The organism is Nocardia niigatensis NBRC 100131 (assembly GCF_000308655.1).
Taxonomy (GTDB): domain Bacteria; phylum Actinomycetota; class Actinomycetes; order Mycobacteriales; family Mycobacteriaceae; genus Nocardia; species Nocardia niigatensis.
In genome coordinates, this window is the sequence record NZ_BAGC01000010.1 from 1 (window position 1) to 22,030 (window position 22,030).

Sequence of the window (22,030 nt, forward strand, 5' to 3'; positions counted from 1 at the left end):
AGCCGTATCCGGGGTTTGCCGGAGTGGCGGGTATGCCGCGCAGGAACTCTCGGAGCGCGGTGTTGACGGCCACCGGGTGGGTCATGTTCACCGTTTGGCGGGCGCCCTCGATTTCGAGGTAGTGGGCATTGGGGAGGCGGTCGGCGAGCTCGCGGGCATGCGAGCGGGGGACGCCGGAGTGGGTGGGATGGATGACCAATGTGGGGCAGGTGATTTCGGGTAGTCGGTCCAGCACCGAGTCGCGGCCCAGCAGGGCGCCGGCGGCCACCTCGGTGGCATTGGGGTCGCGGGCCAGCCAGCGTTTCACCCACACGGCGCGGTACCAGTCGTCGTCGCCGATGAGCCAGCGGGCCAGGTATTCGGCGAGGGCGGGGCGGGGACCGTCCTCGTACCATTTATCGAGAAACCTACGGGCATTGGCGAGTTCGGTCGCGGTGGGTTCGTGCGCCTCACTGGAGAGCAGGACGAGGGCGGCGACGCGGTCGGGGGCGAGCAGCGCGGTGCGCAGGGCGATGAAGCCGCCCTGCGAAATCCCGCCCACCACGGCACGTTCCGCGCCCAGGAGATCCAGTACGGTCAGCGCGTCCCGGGCGGAGGTCCAGTACGTGAACGGCAGCCCCTCGTCACGGGTGCGGCCGTGCCCGCGCGCGTCCCAGGTCACGATTCGGAACTCGGGTGTCAGCGCCGCCTGTTGCGACGCGAACATCGTTCGGTCCATGAGGAATTCGTGCCCCAACAGCACTACCGGACCTTCGCCCCCGCTGTCTTCGTAGTGGATCTCGGCGTCGATCGCACGGGCGAATGGCACGAGGTAGAGGATAGCCAGCAGCGGTGACAAACTGGCGAGCTTTCCTGTTCGAGCGCCCCACCGGGTGCCGCTGGACCCCGTGCGGCCGGGCCGGAATTCCCCGGGATACGGAGGCGGAGGGCTCTACCGCCGGACGGTGCGCGGGACTACGGTGCGGCACCGCGGATTTCGCCGCGACACGCGTCGCGACTTGCCGGGGAATGTGAGGTATGGGCCGGAAGTCCCTATCGGCGACGTGGGTGCCGCGCATACCGTCCCGTTGCCACCACTTCCGGGCCGTGCGGTTACCGCTTCCGAGGCCGCGGTCCGCTCGGCCCGGGGTGGCGGTCCAAAGCGATCGACAGGCGCCGGCTGATTTCGTGCCGCCAGGGGTAACTCGCCGGGTACCTCCGAAATCGGTTCGGCTCCCAACCGCCGGCACGGGTGCGGATAGCCTTACGGCACTCGGCTGTCCGCTGAAGGTGCGGGGAGGCGGAACTGTGTCCTGTATCGCTCACTAGACTGTGGCGGTGGCAGAAACCCAGCGACCAGTCCTTGTCGTCGACTTCGGCGCGCAGTACGCGCAGCTGATCGCGCGCCGGGTGCGCGAAGCGAGTGTGTATTCCGAAGTGGTTCCGCACACGATCACCGTGGAGGAGATCGCGGAGAAGAAGCCCCTCGCGGTGATTCTCTCCGGCGGGCCGAGCAGCGTGTACGCCGAGGGCGCACCGCAGCTGGACGCGCGGCTGTTCGATCTGGAGCTGCCGGTCTTCGGTATCTGCTACGGATTCCAGGCCATGGCGCAGGCGCTCGGCGGAACGGTGGCGCACACCGGGACTCGCGAGTACGGGCGCACCGAGCTGAGCGTGGACGGCGGCATCCTGCACGGCGGCCTGCCGACCCGGCAGCCGGTGTGGATGAGCCACGGCGACGCCGTCACCGACGCCCCGGCCGGGTTCGAGGTGACCGCGACGTCGGCGGGCGCGCCGGTCGCCGCCTTCGAGGATCGGTCGCGCAAGCTCGCGGGTGTGCAGTACCACCCGGAGGTGCTGCACTCGCCGCACGGCCAGCAGGTGCTGAGCCGGTTCCTGCACGAGATCGCCGGGATTCCGGGCGCGTGGACGCCGGCCAATATCGCCGAGGCGCTGGTCGGCCAGGTGCGCGAGCAGGTCGGTGACGGGCACGCGATCTGCGGTCTGTCCGGCGGCGTGGATTCCGCGGTCGCGGCGGCGCTGGTGCAGCGGGCCATCGGTGATCGCCTCACCTGTGTGTTCGTCGACCACGGTCTGCTGCGTGCTGGTGAGCGCGAGCAGGTGCAGCGCGATTTCGTCGCCGCCACCGGCGCCAAGCTGGTCACCGTGGACGCGGTGGACAAGTTCCTGGGTGAGCTGAAGGGCGTCACCGATCCGGAGGAGAAGCGCAAGATCATCGGCCGGGAGTTCATCCGGTCGTTCGAGGACGCGGTCTCCGAGGTGGTCGGCGAGCAGGGCGAGACCAAGGTCGAGTTCCTGGTGCAGGGCACCCTGTACCCGGATGTGGTCGAGTCCGGCGGCGGTGCTGGCACGGCGAACATCAAGAGCCACCACAATGTCGGCGGTCTGCCCGACGATCTGGAGTTCGCGCTCGTCGAGCCGCTGCGGCTGCTGTTCAAGGACGAGGTGCGCGCGGTCGGCCGGGAACTGGGCCTGCCGGAGGAAATCGTTGCCCGCCAGCCGTTCCCGGGTCCGGGTCTGGCCATCCGCATCATCGGCGAGGTGACCCACGACCGGCTGGAGCTGCTGCGTCAGGCGGATGCCATTGCGCGCGAGGAGCTTACGGCCGCCGGTCTGGACAAGTCCATCTGGCAGTGCCCGGTGGTGCTGCTGGCCGATGTTCGCAGCGTCGGCGTGCAGGGCGACGGCCGCACCTACGGTCACCCGATCGTGCTGCGCCCGGTCTCGTCCGAGGACGCCATGACGGCCGACTGGACCCGCCTGCCCTACGAGGTGCTGGAGCGCATCTCGACCCGCATCACCAATGAGGTGGCGGAGGTCAACCGCGTGGTGCTCGACGTGACGAGCAAGCCGCCGGGGACCATCGAGTGGGAGTGAGAATTTCCCGTTGACGCCGAGATGGCCCGCACCTGGCTGGTGCGGGCCATCTTGATTCTCTCGTCTCCCAGTGTGACAACTGATACGGGGAGGCGGGGGAGCCTTCTCGGAAGGGCAGTTCCCAGAAGGAGAGTGCGCTACCCCGGCGAGGGGAAGGGGCAGCGCGGTCGGCTCGTCAGTCGCGGTTCTTCCTCGGGGTGAGAACCAGGACGATGCCGACGACAATGGCGGCGATCACGACGATCCAGCCGAGGGACAGGCCGCCGGAGACGGGCCAGGAGTGCGGGCCGACGAAGGCCCAGATGCTCACTCCCAGGCCGAGCAGGCCGGCCAGCAGCAGCCCGAACGAGGGGCGACGGTTCTTGTTCTGGTTCTCAGCCACGGTTCACCTCCGCATTTCCCATCTGCACGTCGACGGTCAGGTTCAGGACGGGACCCGTTGCCGGGCCGGACATTCCGCTCAGGCAGTTCGAATCACCCATGCGGACAGTGCAGGTCGTGTTGACCCGCAGGTTCGGCGGCAACACCACCCGGGCGTCGCCCATGCGCACCTCGAGCGCGACGTCGCGGTCCTCGGTCAGCTGCAGCTTGGTCAGGTCGAGGGTGCCGGAGCCCATGGAGACGTGGTACACGGGCAGCAGCTCGGAAGCCGTTGCGGCGGTCCACTTGTGGTCGCCCATGGCGCCCTGGTCGAACTCGATGGGGCCGACCAGTGAGGCCAGGATGACGAATCCGGCGAGCGGGGCGAGCAGCACCATGAGACCGTGGCCGCGGCGCAGGAACGCACCGATGATCAGGCCGAGCGCGATCACCGCGAGGGCGGCGGCGCCGATCCGGGCGGGGGTCATCCAGTCCACCCCCGAGGCGGCGACGGAACCCGCCGCGGCGGCGGCCAGGATGGCGAGGCCGATGGTGACCGCGGTCAGCCGGGAGCGGGGTCGGCGCGGGGGAGCCTCGACGAAAGCCCGCTGGATCGGCATGCGCGGTTCGGGGAGTTCCCAGGCCAGCGGGGCCACGCCGAGCGGGTCCCAGCCGGGCGGGGTGGGGCCGAAGTCGGGGGAGATCGGTGCGGGCCCGAAGGCGGTGCGCGGGCTGTCGGAGGCCGACGGAATGCGGTGCAGCGTACGGGGTTCGCCGGTTTCGGGGGCCGTCCCGTCTCCCTCGGCGTCCCCGATGCCCGGCGATGCGGCGGGCATCGGCGCGGCCGTGGTCGGGATGCCGGGTTTGCGCATGTCGACCGGTGTGGCCTTGTTCCCGGCGAGTGCGTCCTGATCCGGGACGGCGTCGATCGACTGCTCCGAAGTGGCTGGGCCCGACGGAGATCCGGACTTGTGCATCACCACCGTGTCGGCGACCGAAGATGCCGGAGCGTAGCGGGTGTCGAGCACCTCGGTGACCTCTACGTCCGAAACATGCTGCGGGGTAGATGATTCCGGGCGCAGGACGGCCGTGTCCGCGTCGGACGGGTTGGTGCGAAGTACCGCTGTGCCGGCGTCGCCGGCCGGGGCCGGCTGCTCCGTGCCGGGCTGCGACATGGACTGCGCGGAAGCTGATTCCGGTGCGGGCGGCTGGTTCGGGTCGGGCTCGTAATGGTCGGGCAGGGTGGTGTATGGCCCGTAGGTCTGGAAGGTGACGGCATTGGTGCCCGGGTAGCCGGTCCAGTACGGGTTGGTGGTACCCGGGTAGCCGGTGTTGAGGAGGCTGTCGGCGGCCGTCTGCTCGAAATAGGCTGCGGGCGGCTGGGGTTGGCGCTGGTAGAGCAGCCACCAGCCGGCCAGCATGAGCGCGAAGCTGATGACGCCGGACCCGCCGAGCCCGACTCCGACGGGTCCCATCGTGCTCACGGCGATCCCCAACGCCACCATGAGCACGATGGTCCTGGACGAGTTCTGCGAGGACTGGCCGCGCCCGAACAGCGATTCCGCTGCGGAGGACTGGTCGCCCGCCTGCGGCAGCAGCAGCCAGCCGAGCAGGTAGAGCACGATGCCTGCCCCGCCGAACAGCGCCGACACCACGAACGCCACCCGCACCAGGACGGGGTCCACGTTGTAGCGGCGGCCGAAGCCGACGGCGACGCCCGCGATGGGTCCGTCCTTCGGGAAGCGCATGGGCCGGGTCTGCCACAGGTCGTGAAGCTGATCGGAGAAGCCGGTACGCCCGGCGCTCTTGGACCAGTCGCTCGTTCTCGTCATGGCTTCCATCGTGCTGTTGGGCGCGGTCCGGGCGCATCGGGGATCACCCTGAATGGGTACCTGAACTTCGGCCGGGTCCGGGTCCGACCGGCGGCGATGGGCGGGCGCGACCCTAGAGGGTGATGGGGTCGCCGTAGACCGCGCCGCTGCCGCCGTCGGGTCCGGAGTCGGCGCTGAGGAGCGTGTAGGGCCGGATCGTGAGCGGTCCGCCGCAGCCGCCGACCATGAGGTGGAAGTCCTGGATCAGGAGGGTCCCGGTGCCGCCGTCGCCTCGCAGGTCTTTCTCCCCGGCGACCACGTCGGCGATCTTGCCCGGGGCGATGGAGACGTCGACGCCGATGCCGCCGGTGACCGTGGGCCCGACGCTCAGGTCGACGCCGGCGTGCGGGCCGAGCGAGGTGTCGAGTCCGGCGTTGGCGGTGACGGCTGGATTGAGGTCCAGTTCCGGGTCCAGATGCAGCTTGGCGTCGATATCGGCCTGGCAGGCCACGTAGTACCCGGTCTTCAGATGCCCGCTGCCGCCGGCCGGCACGGTCCCGTAGGAAGTGCTGTCCAGGAACACTTCTCGATTCGTCGGCATCCCGTTCAATGGTGCGACGGACCTGACGTCCAGGTCGCGCTGCCCGACGGTGAACGTGAATCCGCTTGCCGTCGAATAGGTTTTCTCGTGCGGCGCGTACGCTGCGCTCGCCTGTGCTGTGATGACCATTGCCGTCCCGACGGCCGCGGTGACAGCCGTCAGTACCCGTGCGCCCTGCATTGTTCTCCCCGCGATCCTGCCCAAATCTGCGGCACGCAGCGCGGGCCGCTGTCGATGATCAGCGCCGAAACTCCACGGTCACTGCGGGTTTCCTGGGAGTCGGCTGTGGGGATCGGTGGGGGCGGTAGGCGAGACCAGATTGATTCTCAACCAATATTGAGGTCAAGGGCCGATCAGCAGGGTGGGTGGTACGGGAGTTGGGCGATCCGTCCGGACTGTAGGCCAGTGGTGCCGGGCACGGAACGCACGCGGCCGATGCGGGTCGCGGGGTGCGGCTTGAAATGCCTGCCTGACCGGCTGAAATGCCCCTGAAATAGATCAGTCCCCGGTAGTCTCCATTGAATTCCGAGTCTCAGTCGTCGCTGAAATACTCTTCATCCAACTGGCTTGCCGGGGGCCTGGCCAGATCCTCGAGCTGTATCACCCGTGTCTTTCGACGTCTCGTCCGACACTATGACGCGCCCTGGTGTTCTGGTGTGAAGTCAAGTGTCTCGCCGAAAGGGTCGCCAGTCAATAGCTTGCGGGCGAAATCGGCCGGTGGAACACGGTGGCCGATTCACACGGCCCGGCACACGTCATTCGCCGTGGCGGCGGGCCGCATCAGGGATCGAATCGGGGTGTTTCCGGATGCCGGGGGTTGGTGGCCCATGCCAGTATCGAAGGCATGTACCCGTCCGCGCCCCTGTACGACCCTGCCCGCGGGGCGGTCACACCCGTGACCCAGCCCAAGCTGGTGCGGCGTACCGGTGGGCGCATCGTGGGCGGGGTGGCGGGCGGGCTCGCCGATCACCTCGGCATCGACGTGTTCAAGGTGCGGATAGGGTTCGTGCTGCTGTCCGCGCTGGCCGGGGCGGGGATCGTCGCCTACGGGATGCTGTGGATCTTCACGCCCGCGGGTGGTGACGCGGCTCCGCCGACCGGGTCGGAGCGGCGGCAGGCCATCGGATTGGCGCTGCTCGGTATGGCGTTGGCGGTCTCGACCGCCTGGGTGTTCAACGGGACGGCCGCGCATGTGGTGGGGCCCATCATCGTGGTGGCGGTCGGCGCGGCGCTGGTGTGGCGCGAATTCGACGCGGACGGGCCGAGATCCGTCATCGGGCTGCCCGCCAAACCGTCGGTGGTCACCTGGGCGCGGATCGTCGGCGGGGCCACGCTGATCGTGGTCGGGCTGGGTGTGGTGGTGCTGGGGCGGATCAATCTCAGTTCGCTGGGGTCGGCGCTGCTGGCGGTGGCCGTGACCCTGGTCGGGGCAGGGCTGCTGACCGTGCCGCTGTGGCTGCGCATGATGCGCGCCCTCAATGCCGAACGCTCGGCGCGGATCCGCAATGACGAACGCGAGGAGATCGCCTCGCATCTACACGATTCCGTGCTGCAGACCCTGGCCCTGATCCAGCGGCAGGCCGACGACCCGCAGGAAGTCGTGCGGCTGGCCCGCAGTCAGGAACGCGAGCTGCGGAAGTGGCTTTTCGAGGACACCGGGCCGGCGCAGTCCAGTCTGGCCGCCGCGCTGCGCACCATCGCCGGCGAGGTGGAGGACCAGCACGGCGTGAAGGTCACCCCGGTCACCGTGGGCGACGTGTCCATGGACCTCGACGACAGCGGAATCGGGCTGCCCAAGGAGCATTTCACCGCGCTGCTCGGGGCCACCCGGGAGGCGCTGGTCAATGCCGCCAAGCACGCCGGAGTCCCGACCATCGACCTGTACGCCGAGGTGGAACCGCATCAGGTGAGCGTCTTCGTGCGCGACCGTGGCAAGGGCTTCGACCCGGACACGGTCTCGAAGGACCGGCAGGGCGTCGCCAAATCCATCCACGCCCGCATCGAACGCCGCGGCGGGCGCGTGGAGATCAAGTCCGCCCCCGGCAACGGCACCGAGGTTCGAATCTACATGCCGCGCAAGGACGGTGGCGACGAGCGGCTGGTGGTGCAGACCGACACCCCGGAAGACGCCGCCCAGCTGTGAGCCGCGGAATGTGGTACCGATGGGGCAGGGTTCGGTGTCAGGTGAGGAGATGTAGGTGAGCGTCCGGGTCTTTCTGGTCGACGACCATGCCGTGTTCCGGTCGGGGGTGCGGGCGGAACTGAGCCGCGAATCCGATATGGAGGTCGTCGGCGAGGCGGGCGGGGTGGCCGAGGCCATCGCCGGGATCAAGACGACCGCGCCGGACGTGGTGCTGCTCGACGTGCACATGCCCGACGGTGGCGGCGTCGCGGTGCTGCAGGGCATCGACCCGGGGCCGGTGTGCCTGGCGCTCAGCGTTTCCGATGCCGCCGAAGACGTGATCGCGGTGATCCGGGCGGGCGCGCGCGGATATGTCACCAAGACCATCTCGGGCCCGGAGCTGGCCGACGGGATCCGCCGGGTCTCCGGCGGCGACGCGGTGTTCTCGCCGCGGCTGGCCGGATTCGTGCTGGACTCCTTCACCGGCAAGTCGCCCGTGCCCGAGCCCCCGCTGGATCCGGAACTGGACTCACTGACCCCGCGCGAGCTGGAAGTCCTGCGCCTGCTGGCCCGTGGCTACACCTACCGTGAGATCGCCGAGACCCTGTTCATCTCGGTGAAGACGGTCGAGACGCACGCGTCGAACGTACTGCGCAAGACCCAGCAGTCGAACCGGAACGCCCTCACCCGCTGGGCGCACCGGCGTCGTATCGATTGAAATTACCCAAGGCGACAACTGATTTCGTGCGTCGACGGTAGCTCGTCGGTACGCCCGAAAATCGGTTCGGCACTCGACCGCCGGCACGCGTGCACGACTGTTAACGGCACCTGAGCCCTGCGCTGAGGTCGCGGGGGAGGCGGCTACAGCACGACCAAGATCACAATGATGATCAGCAGGCCGATGAGCAGGCCGATCGCCACCGCGAGCGGTCCCGCGTTCGGGCCCAGGGCGCTGAAGTCGAAGCCCTTCGGCTTGGGTTGCGGGGCAGCCGGAGCCGCCGCCGGCTGCCGCTGCGGACGGGGGAGCGGGGTGGAGTGCGGGCTACGCAGCCCGGCCGCGGAGTTGCGGGCCGCCCAGGCCGGAATCGTGCCGTCCTCGGTGCGGACCGGCGCGCCCAGAATGTAGGGCGCGGTGCCGGGACCGAAGGCGGCGGTGAGGATTTCGTTGCGCGCCTCGGTCATGGTGGGGCGGCGCTGCGGGGCCGGCTCCATCATGTGCAGCAGCACCTCGGTCAGCGGGCCGCTGCGGGAGGGCGGCACGATCTGGGCCATGGCGGCGCGTTCCACGATGACATTGCTGTCCTCGTCGAAACCGTAGGGCGGCTGCCCCTCGATGGCGGTGTACAGCGTTGCGCCGAGCGAGAATACGTCGCTGGCGGTGGTGGGCCGGGCGCCGCGCGCGACCTCCGGCGGCAGGTAGGCCGGGGTGCCGGTGATGACATCACCGATCTCCTCGGTGGCGTCGTTGGCGCCGCTGGAGATGCCGAAGTCGCTGAGCTTGACCTTGCCGACCTCGTCGCCGCGATCGGCGACCAGGATATTGCCGGGCTTGATGTCGCGGTGCACGATGCCCGCCGAGTGCGCGGTCGCCAGCGCGTCGGCCACCTGCGCGCCGATCTGCGCCACCTCGATCGGGGACAGTTCGTTCACCAGCGCAAGGGCTTTGGCCACACTGCGCGACGGCAGGTACTCCATCACCAGCCAGGGCTCGCCGGCCTCCAGCACCACGTCGTACACGGCGATGGCGTGCTCGTGCGACAGCTTGGCCGCCACCCGCCCCTCGTGCATGATGCGGCTGCGAACCTCCTGCGCCTCTTCCTCGCTGAGCCCCTGCGTGGTGAGGACCTGCTTGATGGCGACATCGCGGTGCAGCAGCCGATCGGTCGCCAGCCATACGGCGCCCATGCCACCACCGCCCAGCTTCGACTGCAGGCGGTAGCGGCCGGCCACCAGATAGTCGGGGCCGACAATGGGACGGGCGCGTTCGGTCACGGGTGCAGGGTAGCGGAAAACCATCCTGACTGGCCTGGTTCGAAACCTGGGGTTTGCTGGTCATCCAGGGGTGGACCTGGAAATTCCTTCCAGACCCATACGGACACAGCGCGTTTCGCTTCGCCGTGGCAGTGCGGAAGGGGTGGGGACAATCTTGCGGGCGTAGAGCTTTCCGGACGAACCGGTCCGTCGAGGCGGCCGGCGCCGGCACTCCCGGTGCTGTCGGTCCCGTCTCCCGAACTATCTTCGGTGCGGCCGTATTCTTTATCACAATGGCCCGCGATGGCGCCTGCCCCTAATTTTCGGGGCTATCGCATTGTGACTGCCGCGACCGGTCGAAAAATGAACATCCCGGTCGCCACTGGGCGAATTCGAATTCCCAGCGGTATTTCACCGCGAGGCCATCAGGGCAATTGTTCGATCTGGTCGGCCACGACCGTGGTGGCGAGCTTGGGCGCCGCGCCGCAACTGGCCTGCCGGGGCGGATAGGCGACGGTGCGGGCGGTGACCAGCCAGCGGCGGCCGTCCCGATGGGTGACCCGGGCCGCGCCCGCGAAAGTGGCCGGATCGGTGGCGTATTCGGTGCCATCCGGGGCCGGTTCGACGGTGAGGTCGTCGAGGCCCGCGGCGGTGTCCGCGATGCGCCGTCGGATCGCGACTTCCGCGACCTGTTCGACCGGGGTGTAGCAGCTGCGGCCGCGCAGGCCGGTGAGCGAGACCTCGCCCTTGTCGGCGGCGGCGAGCATGGCATGGGCCGAATCCTCGTCGAGGCGACCGTAAGTGAGGCCGGTGGGCAGGACGATGACGGCGGGGGCGAAGCGGTGGCCACCGGTGTGGGAGCACTCCCAGACCCGATCGGGGTGGGCGGCGGACAGGCTCGCGGCGATGGGACGGCCCAGCAGGGCGCAGCACCGGTCGCGTTTGCCGTGCGCGCAGACCAGGACCAGTGGATCCGTCACGGCCGCACCGATTCCCGGGGCCGGGCCGTTGAGCAGGCGCAGGTCCAGGTCCAGCAGCTCGCGCGGATCGCCGATCTCGAGGCGCTCGCACCAGGAGCCCTCGGGCCGTGAACTGGCCAGCAGAACCGTTCGCAGGCCGGTGAACCCATGGCGCCCGGGCCGCCGGATGAGGGTGGGCCGGACGTGGGCCGCCTTGGTGCGCGCTCCCAGTTCCGGCGTGATGTCGGGTCCGAGCACCTCGTCTCCGATCACGTCGCGGCCCCACGCGCCGGGCTGCTCGACGCACAGCCAGCCGGTGCTGCGGGTCGCGCTTCCGGGTAGCGGAACCTCCAGCGCCGCAGCCGAACACGACAATCCCTCGAACCCGCTCACAGTGGCTTCCCGTCGATCAGCTTCCGAATGACCTGCGCCAGCCGCCGCGCCCGGGCCTCCGGCCGCACCGCGCTGCCCAGGTGGTAGCCGACCGCGATACGCGACTGCGTGGGCAGCGTCTCGAAGAAGGCAGCCGCCTCGGGATACCGGGCCAGCGCCGCCAGGAAGTCCTCCGGCAGATCCCGGCCGACCGCGTTGTCCCAGCGTCCGTCCGCTTTGGCCCGATCCACCTCGGCCTGCCCGGCGGGGTGCATGAGCCCGGCCGCGATCAGCTCGCCCGCCAGGTCGACGCTGCGCTCCGACCACTGGCTGCGCGGCCGCCGTGGGGTGAATCCCATGACGACGAAGTCCTCATCGAGATTCCTGGACTGCCCGTCGACCCAGCCGAAACACAGCGCCTGCCGCAGCGCGCCGTCATAGTCGAGCGAGGCGTAGCCGGAGCTCTTCTTCGCGAACTTCAGCCAAATGCCGTCCACCGACGCGTGATTGGCCGACAGCCAGTCCCGGAACGACTGCTCGTCGGGAAACCACAGCGTGGGACGCTCGGATGCGGACACCGTTCAACTGTAGATTCCGGCAGCTCAGTGCCCCAGGAAGGGGAGCACTTCGGCCTCGAACCGGTGATACCGGTCGCGATGGATGCTGTGCCCACAACCGAAGACGCGGACGGTGCAATCGGGCACGCTCGCCGACACCTGCGCGAGCTTGTCCGGGTCCACCATGCCGCCGGGCCCGCCGCGCAGGAACAGGGTGGGCGCGGTGATGCCGGACAGCCCCTCCCACCATTCCGGATACGGCTTGCGGAACTGCTCTAGCGCCACCCCGGTCATGGATCGATCGAAGGCCAGCACCGCGCGCGGATGCCGGATGAGGCTGGTGGTGGCATGCCAGAGTTCCGGGATCGACGGCAGCCGCCGCGTCAATCGCAGTTGCTCGTCACCGGAGCGCAGCGGCAGTGGTTGTTCCTCGATCACCAAGCGCCGCACCAGTTCCGGACGTTCCATCGCCAGCCACGAGATCGCGTATCCGCCGAGCGAGTGCCCGACCAGGTCCACCGTTTCCAGTCCGAGCCGGTCGCAGAGCCGCAGGATATCCGCCCCGAACTCGGGGAACCGGTAGGACGCGGTGTGCGCGCTGCGGCCGTGGCCGCGCAGGTCGGGAATGATCACGCGGCGTCCGCGCCGCACGAGCTGGGTGGCGAATCGATCCCAGGTGTGGCCGTCTCCGCCCATGCCGTGCACCAGCATCACGGGGGTATCGCTGTGGAGATGGCCGCCCGTCGCCCCGGAATCCCGATAGGCGATCGCGACGTCATCGAACTCGACCCGGGTGACGGCTGACTCCACGATGGTCCAGAGTACGGATCGCGGTCCGGGTGAGGCCGCAGTTTGTGCGCAGCGCCATATCGAATTACCGACTCGGTTGCCGATTCATTCCAATGGCGAATGATGGCGAAACCCAGCGCATCCTGGCGCGATGTCGGCTTGCTACAATATGTGAAATAGATCACTTTCACATTGTCGATAATCGGTCAACCGTGACGGTAGCGTCATTGCCGATTCGCTAATAGCTTTTTCTGTCGGGGAAAAATGGTTCTCAATGCTGCCGCCCCCGCGGTCGATCTCCAGGATCTTCAGGAACCGAGCCCGCCGCGGCCCACCTTCGCCACGGCGTGGGTCCTGCTCCTAGCCGCGCTCAGCGGGGCCTTCCTCGCCATCCCCACGCTGCGCTACGACTTCTTCGGCGACGAGCTGTATTTCGTCGCAGCGGGCGCCCACCGCAGCGTCACCTACGCCGACCAGGGCGTGCTGATACCGCTGATGGCCCACCTCGCCGACGCCGTGGCGCCCGGGTCGGCGCCCGTGCTGCGATTGCCGGCGGTCCTCATGACCGCGGCCGCGGTGGTGATCAGCGCCGCGGTCGCCTACGAGCTGGGTGGCTCGCGCACCGCGCAATTGGTCGCGGCGGCCGCCTACGGGGTTTCGCCACTCGCCGCGACCCAGGCCGTCCAGCTGAGCACCTTCTCCTTCGACGCCACCCTGCAGGCCGCCATCATCTGGTTGCTGATCCGCTGGATCCGCACCCGCGACGACCGGCTGCTCATCGCGCTCGGCGTCGTCGCGGCCATCGACCTCCAGGTCAAATGGTTCATCCCGACGATCCTGCTCTGCCTGGGCGCGGGCGTACTCGTCGCGGGACCGCGGCAGCTGCTGTGGCGGCCCGCGCTGTGGCAGGGCGCGGCGATCTTCGCGCTCTCCGCGGTCCCCGGCCTGTGGTGGCAGAACACGCACAGCTGGCCGGCGCTGGCCATGAGCAAGGTGATCGGCGCCGAACAGGACGCGGCGGGTGGCGGACCGCTCGCGTGCATGCCGCAGATGATCGGACTGACCGGTCTGCTCGGTGGGTTGCTCGCCGCCTGGGCCTTCTGGTGCCTGGCCCGGCAGCGGTGGCTGCGGCCCTACATGTTCATGCTCGTCGCCTCGGCGCTGCTGGTGCTCGTCGTGCTCGTCGGGCACGGACGTCCTTACTACACAGCGGGATTCCTGCCGGTGCTCTTCGGCATCGGCGCGGCCTCGCTGCCCTACTCGGTGAACGACCGCGGCGGCCGGCTGCTGCGCATCATCGCGCCGCCGATCGTAGTGCTGTCGCTGGCCATCATCGCCACGCTGCTGGTCACCCTGCCGCAGCCGCCCTCCCGGGTGCACGGCGCCATCCGGACCCAGGCCGACTTCGCGATGCGGACCAGCATCTTCGGCTCCTCGGGCTGGTCGGATCTGACCGCGAAGGTCGCCGACGTCTACCAGCAGCTCCCGGAGGCCGAGCGCCCGAAAGCGATCGTCGCTCAGAACTATTGGCAGGCCGCCGCGATCCAGAACTTCGGCCGCGACTACGACCTGCCGCCCGTCTACAGCCCCAACCGCGGCTTCGGCTACTTCGGGCCGCCGCCCTCGGACACCGGTTCCATCCTCTACGTCGGGCTCGACAGCGCCGAGCAAACGCTGCAACGGCAGTTCGGCCAGGTGACGGTCGTGGGGCACCTGGACATCCCGAACGGATTCCCGGGCGTCAACACCGATGTCGCCATCATGGTCTGCCGCGGACCCGTGCACCCCTGGACCGAACTCTGGCCCACCATGATGGATCTGCGCCTGTCGCTGGGTATTTGAGCGGCACAGCCGCTGTGTATTCGAGCCCCTACTCGTACAGACCCTCCACATGCCAGGCGCCGTTGTAGCCGAGCAGGAGCAGAGCGCGCAGGCGAGTGGCGTCCTCGTCGTCCAGCTGGACCTGGGCGCGGGCCGCGAAGCCGTGCTCGAAACGGTGTGTCCACCAACGATCGTCGACCGGCCAGGGCCCCGCCCAGCCGGTCAGCCGCCAGGAGCTGCTGCCCCAGTGCAGCTGGGCCGGGTCGGCGGTGAACAGGCCGCGATCGGTGACCCAGATCGGGGAGCCGTCGGCGGCCTCCAGGCGCACCTCCGGGTGATGGGTGAGCACCAGCGCCGGGGCGGGCTCGGGCAGCCGGCCGGGCCAGGGCTGAGCCGGATCGGTCGCGGGCACCGGCTCGTCACCGAGGGTGACCATGGTGATGCGCTCTTGCGGGCCGCGGCCGCCACTGAGCACACCCATGCGCACGGCGTCACCGCCCAGCAGACTCTGCACCCGGATCAGCGCGCGGCGCGCCCGCTCCTCGTCCTCGCCGACCCCACCCCACAGGCCCAGTTGCAGGGCGCCAGCCGACACCACCTCGACGGGTTCCAGGCGCAGCAGGGTGATGGCGGCGTCCGGGCCGGAATCCCAGTCGCCGTGGGTACCCGGCGCCGGGCGCGTGCGGCCGCGGTCGAGGGCGCGGCGGGTGAGCCAGCCGTCGAGCTGCCAGCGGATGCGGTCGGCGGTGCTGTCCGGGGTGAGCGGTTCGGCGCAGCGCCAGCTGCGGGAGAACTCCTCGCCCGCTTCGGTTTCGGCGTGGATGACCAGGCGGGTGCAGGCCACGGCGGCGGCGGAGAGCTTGGTGTGCAGCTCGGTGGCGAGCAGGCGGCCCGCGAAGGCGGCCATGTCGACGCGTTCGATCGGGGGATCGCAGCGGTGCTCCACGGTCAGGTCGGCGGCGGGCAGGCGGGCGGCGGGCGGGCGCTCCGGGACCGCGCGGGCGCAGCGGTGCGCGACGATGGCGTCCGCGCCGAACCGCGACGCCACCTCGGCGGGGGTGAGAGCCGCGAAGTCACCGATGCGGCGCAGGCCCAGCCGGTGCAGCAGATCCACCAGTTCGACGCGCTGCGGCGCAGCCAGCACCGGTTCCACGGCCAGTTCCGAAACCGGCATGGGCGCAAGAAATTCCGCGCCCTTACCGGGCGGGACCAGGGTGGCGCGGCGGGCGGCGAAGACCGCGGTGGACAGCTCGTCGGCAATGCCGATCTGGCATTCCACGCCGACCGCCGCCACGGCGTCCACCAGGCGTTCGGCCGCGGCCTCCTCCGAACCGAAGAACCGGGCCGCGCCGCGCGCGGACAGTGCCAGCATGCCCGGACGCAGTACCTCCACGCCCGGCACGGTCGCGTCCACCGCCGCCACCACGGGCTCGAACAGGCGGGCGTCGCGGTCCGGATCATCCTGTGCCATCAGCAGATCCGGGCAGCGGCCCTGGGCCTCGCGCTTGCGCAGGCCGCGGCGGATGCCCTCCGCTCGCGCCGTCGCGGTGCAGGCCACCACCCGGTTGGCGGCGAGTACCGCCACCGCGCGGGTGACCTCCGCACCCGCCTCGGCGGCGGCCGCCACCGCCGGCCAATCCAGGCACCACACGACCAGCACCCGCCGCGCCTTCACGGCCGACCCGCTCTCGAGGCTTTGCCGTTTACTCGAAAACCCCTGCTGCCCAGCGCGCCGAGGCGGTCAGGACGCGGCATGACCGGCGAGCCGCAGCGGCTGCTCGGGAGCGGCGTCGGCGGTGGAGACCCATTCGACGCGGCCATCGGCGGGGCTGAGGGCCAGGTGGCCGCGCCGGGGTTGCGCGGCGCGGCCGCGGACCGAGACATCGAGGCGGACCGTGCGCAGCCGGCCGCAGCCGCGACCCAGGCCGCTGTATCCGGCGACCCGGGTGTCGATGTGCAGGGCGGAACCGGACCAGGAACCGTTGGTCACCATGAGCGTGGAGTTCTTGCTGCGGGCGCGCGCGGCGAGGATGCGGGCGCGGGACATGGGAACAGCCAGCCCGTTCAGCCCGAGCACCACCAGATCCAAGCCATCCAGCAATACGGAGGCAACTTCGAGCGGGTCCGGGCCGGGATCGGAGACCACGGCCAGCCGGTCCAGCCGGGCCCCCATCTCGGCGGCGGCCAGTAGCCCCAGCCGCGGCAGCCCCACCACCGCGGCATGCCCGCCCGCGCTCGTCACCGCGGCCAGCAAGCCGGAGATCAGGGACCCGGCGCCGTTGTAGACGACCACCGATCCCTTCGCCAAACCACCGTCGGGCAACAGGTTTTCGAGTGCGCCGGGCACCGGCAGCGCCTCCCGCCGCGGCTCCTCGGACACGGGCCGATGAGCCGAGGACTCCGTGCCGCGCGCGGGTATCGCGGCCATCCGCCGCCGCAGCTCCGTCAGCTGCTCCCGTCTAGCCTCCGCTGCCGCACCCATCCAGTGACCACCTCTCCCAGTCGACGGGAACCCAACGAGCCAGCACCGACTCAGCTACCTAACATAATCGAAAGTTTGTTCGAATAGTAGAACTCGAGTCCCGAGACGCGTCAAGAGAGGTGCGGCCCACTGCCGAGGTCCCGGTCGTGACGGGCCGGTCGGGCCGGATCAGGGCCGGAAAATGAGGGGCGTTCGCCGCGGGGTGGGGGTTAGCATCGGCGGGCGGTCATGACGAGCGTGACGAACTCCGAGCCGCGGCGGCTGGTCACCGTGAAATCGACCGAACAGAGGCGGCCGGATCTCGGTCGTGAAGGTGTGGTGGCACCGCGACGGACCCGATCGCCCACACCTCCCGGGGCCCCGGAACACGAACGGCTGCTGGGGAAATGGGCGCTGGAGCGGTTCGGCTCCGACTTCCTCGCCGTCGAGGGCCACCCCGCCGCCAAACGCCCCTTCTACACCCATCCGCAGCCCGGCGACCCGCGCTGGACGAACTCCTTCGACCTGCTGTTCCGGGGTCTGGAGCTGGTCACTGGCGGACAGCGCCTGCATGAGCACGCCGACTACCTGGCAGCGCTCACCGCGCGTGGCGACGACCCGGCCCGGTATCCGGCGTATCTGGCGGCCATGAGCCACGGCATGCCGCCGCACGGCGGCTTCGCGATCGGTCTGGAACGGTGGGTGTCGCGGCTGCTCGGGGCCGGCAACATCAGGTGGGCAACGCTTTTCCCGCGCGACACCCACCGGGTGCGGCCCTGAGCGAGGCCGGTCAGCGGCTGGTCACCAGTGGGTGCCGGGGACCAGCCGGGCCGCGCGGCGCAGCGCGGTGCCGGTGACCCGGACCGCGGGCGGGACGGTGCGACGACGGCGTTGCGGGGCAACGGTATCCATGTCGCCGGTCTCCGTTTCGGGCACCGTCTCGCCCTTGGCGGCGGGGGAGTCGGGATTGGCGCGGTAGTAGCGGTGCAGGACCCGCTCCTTGATACCGGGGGCGAACATGGCGCCGTATTCGGCGAGGGTGCCGAGGGGGACGTCGATGCGGCGGGGACGCTCGGCGAGGGCGCGGACGATGAGCGCCGCCGCCCACTCGGGCGACTGGGTGCCGGTGCCCTGGTCGCCGCTGGGGGTGATCATGGGGGTACGCACCAGCGGCATGTGGATGGTGGTGAAAGTGATGTTGCTGGAGCGCATTTCGGCCGCGGTCACCTCGGCGAACATGTCCAGGGCGGCCTTGCTGGCCAGGTAGGCGGCGAAGCGCGGGGTGGCGACCTGGACGCCGGCGCTCGAGATGTTCACGATGTGGCCGTCGCCGCGCTCCCGCATGCCGGGCAGCAGGCCCAGGGTCATGCGCACGGCGCCGAAGTAGTTGACGGCCATGGTGCGCTCGAAGTCGTGCATGCGGTCGGTGGAGCGGTGCACGGCGCGGCGGATGGAGCGGCCGGCGTTGTTGACCAGCATGTCGACGTGCCCGTGGGTGTCGAGAATGGTCTGCAGGGTGTCGTCGACCGAATCCTGATCGGTGACGTCGCACGGGTAGCCGAAGGCGGTGCCGCCCGCGGCGGTGATCTCGTCCACCACGGCGGACAGTTCGTCGGCGCGACGGGCCAGCAGGATGACGACCGCGCCCTTCTCGGCGACGGCGAGCGCAGCCGAGCGGCCGATGCCGGAGGATGCGCCGGTGATGACGATGTGCTTGCCGCTCAGGTCGCGGCGGGCGCGCCGACGGGCCCGGTAGCCGGCGTCGTGATCTGCGGAGATATCGGTCATCGCTGCTCCCTTGCAGGTGGAATTGCCTAGAACTTACTCCAAAGTAAGTTACTGCGCCATGGTGCGGTTGCCCACCTTCGAACCCACCTTCGGGGAATTGGCGCGTGCCGCTGTAGAGACCAATCGGTTTCGAATGTATGTTCGATACTCGAGACCGGTCGGATCGCGGAGGAGGTGCGTCATGGGCTGGCACAACGGCCCGCCTTCGTGGGCGGAGATGGAACGGGTGCTGTCCGGACGGCCCGATCCGGCGCGCAGACAGGTCGACGGCGACGGGGGCGACAGCCCCGCCTGGTCGCGGAAGCGGGAGAAGTACGAGGCGGGCGAACTCGGGCGGGTCGCGCGATCGGCGGTGCCCTACGCCGAGCTGCACACCCACTCGGCCTACAGCTTCCTCGACGGGGCCAGCCAGCCCGAGGAACTCGTCGAGGAGGCCGTGCGACTGGGTCTGGAGGCCCTCGCGCTCACCGATCACGACGGCTTCTACGGGGTGGTGCGGTTCGCGGAGGCGGCCCGGGAATGGAAGATGCCGACCATCTTCGGAGCCGAGCTGTCCATCGGCACCGCGGCCCGCGCCGGCGCGCACCTGGTGCCGCGTGGACGGCGGCGCGGCCGCGAATCCGGGTCGGACGCACTGAATTCCGAGCCGCGCACCGGCACCCCCGACCCGGCCGGACCGCACCTGCTGGTACTGGCGCGCGGGCAGGAGGGATACCGGCGGCTGTCGCGGGAGATGGCCGCCGCGCACATGGCGGCCGGCGAGAAAGGCATCCTGCGCTACGACCTGGACCGGCTCACCGCCGCGGCGGACGGGCACTGGCACATCCTCACCGGCTGCCGCAAAGGCACTGTGCGGCAGGCACTCCGGCAGGGCGACGCGGCGGCCGAAGCGGCCCTGCGCGATCTCATCGAACGCTTCGGGCGCGAACACGTGAGCGTGGAACTCACCCACCACGGCATCCCCGAGGACGATGAGCGCAATGCCCGGCTCATCGCCCTCGCCGACCGGGTCGGGCTGCCCGTACTCGCCACCACCGGAGCGCATTTCGCGGCCCCGCCGCACCGGCGCCGGGCCATGGCGCTGGCCGCCATCCGGGCCCGCTCCAGCCTCGACGACATGGCCGGCTGGCTGGCGCCCACCGGTGGCGCGCACCTGCGCTCCGGCGACGAGATGGCGCGGCTGTTCGCCGCCTGCCCCGAAGCGGTGTCGAATGCCGTTGCGCTGAGCCGGGACTGCGCGTTCGACCTGCGGCTGATCGCGCCCGAACTGCCGCCCTTCGACGTGCCGGAGGGCCACGACGAGAACTCGTGGCTGCGCGAGCTCACCCTGCGCGGCGCGGCCCGCCGCTACGGCCCCCGGGCTGGAAACCCGGACGCCTACCGGCAGCTGGAGCGCGAACTGGAGGTGATCACCGCCCTGAACTTTCCGGGCTACTTCCTGGTCGTGCACGACATCGTCAGCTTCTGCCACGACAACGACATCCTCTGCCAGGGAAGGGGTTCGGCGGCCAATTCGGCCGTCTGCTACGCCATCGGCATCACCAATGTGGACCCGGTCGCCAACAAACTGCTGTTCGAACGGTTCCTGTCGCCGGAACGGGACGGGCCGCCCGATATCGACGTGGACATCGAATCGGATCGGCGCGAGGAGGCCATCCAGCACGTCTACGCCAAATACGGGCGCGAGTACGCGGCGCAGGTGGCCAATGTGATCACCTATCGCGGACGCTCCGCGGTGCGCGATGCCGCACGCGCCCTGGGCTTTTCGCCCGGGCAGCAGGACGCCTGGAGCAAGCAGGTGAGCCGCTGGACCGGAGTGGCGGAGGAGAAGCACACCGAGATCCCCGATGCCGTGCTCGCGCTGGCCGGTGAACTGGAGGGACTCCCGAGGCATCTGGGCATCCACTCCGGCGGCATGGTGATCTGCGACCGGCCCATCGCCGACGTGTGCCCCACCGAATGGGCGCGCATGGCCAATCGCAGTGTGCTGCAGTGGGACAAGGACGATTGTGCCTCGGCCGGACTGGTCAAGTTCGATCTGCTCGGACTGGGCATGCTGTCCGCGCTGCACTACATGATCGACCTGGTGGCCGAGCACAAAGGGCACGCCATCGAACTGCACCGGCTGGACCTGGGCGAGGAAGCCGTCTACGACATGCTGTGCCGCGCCGACTCCGTCGGCGTCTTCCAGGTCGAATCCCGCGCGCAGATGGCGACCCTGCCGCGCCTGAAGCCGCGCACCTTCTACGACCTGGTGGTGGAGGTGGCGCTGATCCGGCCGGGACCGATCCAGGGCGGGTCGGTGCACCCCTACATCCGGCGCCGCAACGGCCGGGAGAAACCCGACTACGACCATCCGGCACTGGAGAATTCGCTGAAACGCACCCTCGGCGTGCCGCTGTTCCAGGAACAGCTCATGCAGATGGCCGTGGACGTCGCCGGATTCACCGCGACCGAGGCCGATCAACTGCGCCGCGCCATGGGCTCCAAACGGTCACCGGAGAAGATGGAACGGCTGCGGGCCCGCTTCTACCAGGGCATGCGGGACCTGCACGGGATCACCGGCGAGGTGGCCGACCGCATCTACGAGAAGGTGTACGCCTTCGCGAATTTCGGTTTCCCGGAAAGCCATTCGCAGAGCTTCGCCTCGCTGGTGTTCTATTCGGCGTGGTTCAAACTGCACCACCCGGCCGCCTTCTGCGCCGGGCTGCTGCGCGCCCAGCCCATGGGGTTCTACTCGCCGCAGTCGCTGGTCGCCGACGCGCGCCGGCACGGGGTGGTGGTGCACGGCCCCGACATCAACCACAGCCTGGCCGAGGCCACCCTCGAGGCGCGCGGTATGGAGATCCGGCTGGGGCTGGCCGCGGTCCGGCACATCGGCGCCGAACTGGCCGAGCAGATCGTGGCCGCTCGCGAAACCGGGCCCTACACCACGTTTCTCGACCTGACCGGGCGCGTGGAACTGAGCGTGCCGCAGGCCGAGGCACTGGCCACCGCGGGCGCGCTGACCAGTCTCGGCGGCACCCGGCGCGAGGCGTTGTGGGCGGCGGGCGCGGCCGCCGCGGAGCGGCCCGACCGGCTGCCCGGCACCGGTGCGGCCACCGCCGCCCCCGCCCTGCCCGGCATGAGCGCACTGGAACTGGCCGCCGCCGACGTGTGGGCCACCGGTGTCTCGCCCGGCAGCTATCCGACCGAGTTCCTGCGCGAGCGCCTCGACGCGCTCGGCGTCATTCCCGCCGACCAGCTGCTCGACATTCGCGACGGCACAAGGGTTCTCGTCGGCGGTGCGGTCACCCACCGGCAGCGGCCGGCCACCGCGGGCGGGGTCACCTTCCTCAATCTGGAGGACGAGACCGGCATGGTGAACGTGGTCTGCTCGGTCGGGCTGTGGGCCCGCTACCGCCGCCTGGCCACCACCGCGCGCGCTCTGCTCATCCGGGGGCGGGTGCAGAACGCGGAGGGCGCGGTCACCATCGTCGCCGACCATCTGCAGCGCATGGACCTGCGCATCGAGGGCCGCTCCCGCGACTTCCGCTGAAGA

17 protein-coding genes are annotated in these 22,030 nt (G+C 69.9%); 6 read left to right on the forward strand and 11 right to left on the reverse strand.

Annotated features, from left to right (window positions below; translation table 11 throughout):
- On the reverse strand, positions 1 to 808 hold an 808-nt coding region (locus ON33_RS04865), incomplete at its 3' end, for an alpha/beta fold hydrolase (RefSeq protein ID WP_157184415.1).
- Between the two features lie 503 nt (positions 809 to 1,311).
- Here ON33_RS04865 and guaA point away from each other — a divergent pair.
- Positions 1,312 to 2,877, forward strand: coding sequence for a glutamine-hydrolyzing GMP synthase (gene guaA, locus ON33_RS04870; protein WP_040855654.1), 1,566 nt, complete (start codon positions 1,312 to 1,314; stop codon positions 2,875 to 2,877).
- Between the two features lie 175 nt (positions 2,878 to 3,052).
- Here the strand turns inward: guaA and ON33_RS04875 are convergent, their stop codons facing one another.
- From ON33_RS04875 to ON33_RS04890, 3 genes are all read right to left on the reverse strand, one after another.
- Positions 3,053 to 3,259, reverse strand: coding sequence for a hypothetical protein (locus ON33_RS04875; protein WP_040855656.1), 207 nt, complete (start codon positions 3,257 to 3,259; stop codon positions 3,053 to 3,055).
- On the reverse strand, positions 3,252 to 5,069 hold the full coding sequence (locus ON33_RS37940; RefSeq protein WP_085996676.1) for a PspC domain-containing protein: 1,818 nt from the start codon (positions 5,067 to 5,069) through the stop codon (positions 3,252 to 3,254). Before ON33_RS37940 ends, ON33_RS04875 begins: the two co-directional genes overlap by 8 nt.
- A 112-nt stretch (positions 5,070 to 5,181) precedes the next feature.
- Complete coding sequence (locus tag ON33_RS04890) at positions 5,182 to 5,829, reverse strand: MspA family porin (RefSeq protein WP_040855658.1); 648 nt, start codon at positions 5,827 to 5,829, stop codon at positions 5,182 to 5,184.
- 664 nt (positions 5,830 to 6,493) lie between these two features.
- Here ON33_RS04890 and ON33_RS04895 point away from each other — a divergent pair.
- Both ON33_RS04895 and ON33_RS04900 read left to right on the forward strand, forming a co-directional pair.
- Positions 6,494 to 7,792, forward strand: coding sequence for an ATP-binding protein (locus tag ON33_RS04895; RefSeq protein WP_051151649.1), 1,299 nt, complete (start codon positions 6,494 to 6,496; stop codon positions 7,790 to 7,792).
- 55 nt (positions 7,793 to 7,847) lie between these two features.
- Complete coding sequence (locus ON33_RS04900; protein WP_040855660.1) at positions 7,848 to 8,489, forward strand: response regulator; 642 nt, start codon at positions 7,848 to 7,850, stop codon at positions 8,487 to 8,489.
- A 143-nt stretch (positions 8,490 to 8,632) separates the two neighbouring features.
- Here the strand turns inward: ON33_RS04900 and ON33_RS04905 are convergent, their stop codons facing one another.
- The 4 genes from ON33_RS04905 to ON33_RS04920 all read right to left on the reverse strand — a co-directional run bounded on the left by ON33_RS04905 (position 8,633) and on the right by ON33_RS04920 (position 12,440).
- The gene (locus tag ON33_RS04905; protein WP_373281015.1) at positions 8,633 to 9,763 is read right to left on the reverse strand and encodes a serine/threonine-protein kinase; all 1,131 of its coding nucleotides are present in this window, start codon (positions 9,761 to 9,763) and stop codon (positions 8,633 to 8,635) included.
- Positions 9,764 to 10,167: 404 nt separating this feature from the next.
- Positions 10,168 to 11,094, reverse strand: a complete 927-nt coding sequence (locus ON33_RS04910) for a ferredoxin family protein (RefSeq protein ID WP_040855664.1) — start codon at positions 11,092 to 11,094, stop codon at positions 10,168 to 10,170.
- Positions 11,091 to 11,651, reverse strand: a complete 561-nt coding sequence (locus tag ON33_RS04915) for a YdeI/OmpD-associated family protein (protein WP_040855666.1) — start codon at positions 11,649 to 11,651, stop codon at positions 11,091 to 11,093. Before ON33_RS04915 ends, ON33_RS04910 begins: the two co-directional genes overlap by 4 nt.
- Before the next feature lie 24 nt (positions 11,652 to 11,675).
- Positions 11,676 to 12,440, reverse strand: a complete 765-nt coding sequence (locus tag ON33_RS04920) for an alpha/beta fold hydrolase (RefSeq protein WP_040855667.1) — start codon at positions 12,438 to 12,440, stop codon at positions 11,676 to 11,678.
- A 243-nt stretch (positions 12,441 to 12,683) separates the two neighbouring features.
- Here ON33_RS04920 and ON33_RS04925 point away from each other — a divergent pair, with 243 nt between their 5' ends.
- On the forward strand, positions 12,684 to 14,261 hold the full coding sequence (locus ON33_RS04925; protein WP_040855669.1) for an ArnT family glycosyltransferase: 1,578 nt from the start codon (positions 12,684 to 12,686) through the stop codon (positions 14,259 to 14,261).
- Positions 14,262 to 14,289: 28 nt separating this feature from the next.
- On the opposite strand, the gene ON33_RS04930 is transcribed toward ON33_RS04925, so the two are convergent.
- On the reverse strand, positions 14,290 to 15,900 hold the full coding sequence (locus tag ON33_RS04930) for a DNA polymerase Y family protein (protein ID WP_083868613.1): 1,611 nt from the start codon (positions 15,898 to 15,900) through the stop codon (positions 14,290 to 14,292).
- A gap of 81 nt (positions 15,901 to 15,981) precedes the next feature.
- Positions 15,982 to 16,722, reverse strand: a complete 741-nt coding sequence (imuA', locus tag ON33_RS04935; protein WP_040855673.1) for a DnaE2-dependent mutagenesis accessory factor ImuA' — start codon at positions 16,720 to 16,722, stop codon at positions 15,982 to 15,984.
- Positions 16,723 to 16,950: 228 nt separating this feature from the next.
- Between imuA' and ON33_RS04940 the strand changes: the two genes are divergently transcribed.
- Positions 16,951 to 17,481 (forward strand): amino acid--tRNA ligase-related protein, encoded by a 531-nt coding sequence (locus ON33_RS04940; protein WP_040855674.1) that lies wholly within the window; start codon positions 16,951 to 16,953, stop codon positions 17,479 to 17,481.
- A gap of 21 nt (positions 17,482 to 17,502) precedes the next feature.
- Here the strand turns inward: ON33_RS04940 and ON33_RS04945 are convergent, their stop codons facing one another.
- Positions 17,503 to 18,489 carry an SDR family NAD(P)-dependent oxidoreductase gene (locus ON33_RS04945; protein WP_040855676.1) on the reverse strand — a complete coding sequence of 329 codons (987 nt, stop codon included), beginning with the start codon at positions 18,487 to 18,489 and terminating at the stop codon, positions 17,503 to 17,505.
- Positions 18,490 to 18,670: 181 nt separating this feature from the next.
- On the opposite strand from ON33_RS04945, the gene ON33_RS04950 reads away from it, so the two are divergent.
- On the forward strand, positions 18,671 to 22,027 hold the full coding sequence (locus ON33_RS04950; protein WP_040855677.1) for an error-prone DNA polymerase: 3,357 nt from the start codon (positions 18,671 to 18,673) through the stop codon (positions 22,025 to 22,027).
- Positions 22,028 to 22,030 lie beyond the last annotated feature (3 nt).